Below are 2,037 nucleotides of genomic sequence, written 5' to 3'. Positions count from 1 at the left end.
CCCTTGGTCAGCTCTGGCCGGCGTCAGCGTAGTCAGCGAGATGTAGGCCAGGATAGCGTGCGTGCGATCGTACTTGTCGCCGATCTCCGGGGCGGAGCTTCCGATAGGCCTCAACGAAGGCGAATACCTATTCATCGCGGTTCGCTGGCTTGTCGTGAACGAACGCCTTCATTCCGCGTCTGTTGTCTCCGGCTGCGAGCCTGGGTGCTGCTTGAGTGTTGCGATGATCAGTGCCCCCAACTTCAGCGCCTCACCTGCCTGCTCTGGCGCGATGATCTGCGCGTGAACGGCGGCATTGCAGACCGACAGCACGTTCTTCATGGGCTCGCGCAGAAACGCAAGGCTCTGGTCGTGTTGCAGAAGCTGATCGAACATGTTGTTGATTGACAGAAACCGCGGCTTGTTCGCACTAGCAACCATGAAGCTGCGGCCCAGAATCCTTCGAAGCTGCCGCTCGATCTCGATGCGCACTCTTGCGAGGGCAAAGTTGACGTCGTCGTCCGCCTCCAGTTCCTTCGTGACCTCTTCGGCCTTCTCGCGGCCTTGCTGAGTAAGCTTTTGATCTACCTTCTCGCCTTGCTGACGTAGCATGTCGGCGAGGTGGATGTTGAATTGGGGGCTGACGTTGTTCGAGCTGATCACTGATACGGTATTGCGGACCTCGGCCTTGAACTCACGCAGCTCGTCCTTCGCAGCGGCAGCCTCCTTCTTTGCCTCCTTGACCTCGCGTTCAAGCTCGATCCATGATCCGATCTTGATCTTGTTGAAGAATGGCAAGAACAGGAAGAATAGTGTGAAGCCGACGAACAGGGCATCGCCTATGACAAGGTCGGCCTTGGGCGGGAAGCCTGCTTTCGCGACGAAGCCGACGCCGAAGTACAGCGCGACGACCCACGACGGAGCGCTGAGCCACCAGTTCATACGTTAGGGTTTAGCAAGACGTTGTTGACGAGGTCAGTGATCATGTCCTCGGCCTGGACGGGTGTGAATTTCGCCGAAGACGGATGCGCGGCGGAATTCCGGCGGTTCAGTCGTTCTGTCAGGGTCTTGCAGACCGTCGCGTCGAAGATGCGCGCGCCGCGACAAATCTCGATCACTTGGCGCTCGCCATAGTCTTCAAAGTCGGTCACCCTGGTGACCTCTGGCAGCTTTGGGTTGACCTTCGTGCGCTGGGCGTTAAAGGCAACGAGATGGTTGCTGAAAATGCGATCCAGGACGTGCGAGTAGGCGAGGTTCCAGATCATGACGATGGCAGCCCGGTTCGCGACATGCTGGAAGCAAACCAACGCCTCGTTCAGGAAGACCTTGTGCTCCGGCCGGGAGATTCTGTCGACGAGGCCTCTCAACAAAGCTGTTGTGGCGACCGAAGACGCTCGAACGGGCAGCAGCTTTTCTAGCTCGGCACGTGAGGCATTCGCGAGCTTGTATCCCTTAGAGTCTCGTATGAGGCGGATGGGCCGTTTGTCCAGGATTCCTGCCAACGCCGCCGCGACATTGGGAACTGGCAGATGCATCGCTTCGAAGCACGCCCGAATATCGCTTGGATTGAAGTACTCCATCAGCTTGACTGCATGCAAGTACCACGCGAACGCTTCGATCTTGATCGGCGCCGACTTGGCGGCAAAGCCAGCTATCGGCGCGACGAAGTGGCCGACGTCCTTCAAGCGGCCTTACCCATCTCAGCGACTCGGCGCTCGCCTTGATTATTGATAGTGCTCGTACCAGAAGTTGCACCACCGACCATTAGCTGGCGCTTCTGGTGTCGCAGGTCGCCAATCGGAGTTGCGGCGTTTGCAGGCATCGGCCATCGGTATGTCATATACGCCGAGAAGAAGTGCTCCGTCGTCAAGTCCTCGATGCCCTTGGTGTGTCGTGGTCAAGTCTTTTCGGACACGCCAATGAGTTGGTTTGGGTTGAATCTCAGTGAGTGTGTTCGGCGTGACGCTCATGCTCGACGGGCGAGCGATAGCCGAGTGTGGAATGGAGCCTGACGGGGTTGTAGAAGCAGGCGATGTAGTCGGCGACATCGATCATCGC

At 58.0% G+C, this 2,037-nt stretch carries 3 protein-coding genes; all 3 read right to left on the bottom strand.

Features of this window, described 5'->3' with window-relative positions; genetic code table 11:
- Positions 1-168 precede the first annotated feature (168 nt).
- Complete coding sequence (locus AC1D01_RS31990; protein ID WP_477873535.1) at positions 169-921, bottom strand: hypothetical protein; 753 nt, start codon at positions 919-921, stop codon at positions 169-171.
- Positions 918-1,664, bottom strand: a complete 747-nt coding sequence (locus tag AC1D01_RS31985; protein ID WP_477873534.1) for a hypothetical protein — start codon at positions 1,662-1,664, stop codon at positions 918-920. Before AC1D01_RS31985 ends, AC1D01_RS31990 begins: the two co-directional genes overlap by 4 nt.
- A 256-nt stretch (positions 1,665-1,920) precedes the next feature.
- A partial coding sequence (locus AC1D01_RS31980) for an IS3 family transposase (RefSeq protein ID WP_477873536.1) occupies positions 1,921-2,037 on the bottom strand: 117 nt, incomplete at its 5' end.

The organism is Rhizobacter sp. P3_B12, from assembly GCF_056402895.1.
The sequence above is the reverse complement of the archived record's forward strand: the minus strand, read 5'-3'. Positions and strand labels throughout refer to the sequence as shown.